The organism is Mesorhizobium sp. M7A.F.Ca.CA.002.09.1.1, assembly GCF_003998555.1.
Lineage (GTDB): Bacteria > Pseudomonadota > Alphaproteobacteria > Rhizobiales > Rhizobiaceae > Mesorhizobium > Mesorhizobium ciceri.
The window spans coordinates 1-392 of the sequence record NZ_RZRR01001650.1 but is presented as its reverse complement, the minus strand read 5'-3'; the positions used below and the strand labels follow the sequence as shown (position 1 = coordinate 392).

Below are 392 nucleotides of genomic sequence, written 5' to 3'. Positions count from 1 at the left end.
GCCAGCCGGCATCGACGCTCTCGTCAAGCTGGGGTGTCCAGCGTCCGGCAACACCGACGCAGCCGCCATCGGCGTCGGGGGTGGCGCTGTAGACCGCATTGAAATTGAATGGCAGGCGCGACGCCAGCAGCTTGCCGTTTTTGCGAAAGCTGTAGGCCAGGCGGTAGATGAAGCGCACCTCGCCGCAGCTCCTGTCGCCTTGCAGCACCGCGAAGTCGCGACGATCGAGCCGGTTGACGACGCCGACCAGCCGGAAGCGCGCGGCGTCGGTCTTCAGCCAGCGCATGTCCATGATGCGGCCGACATTGCCGTCGGTGACTTCGTAGAGCGTCCGGCCGCCGGCTTTCATATCGGCACGCAGTGCCGCAACATCGGAGGCAACCGTTTCGACG

At 65.8% G+C, this 392-nt stretch carries 1 pseudogene; it reads right to left on the bottom strand.

Annotated elements, in window-relative coordinates:
• Positions 1-392 (bottom strand): annotated as a pseudogene (locus EN994_RS35165) (hypothetical protein); the annotation flags it as partial.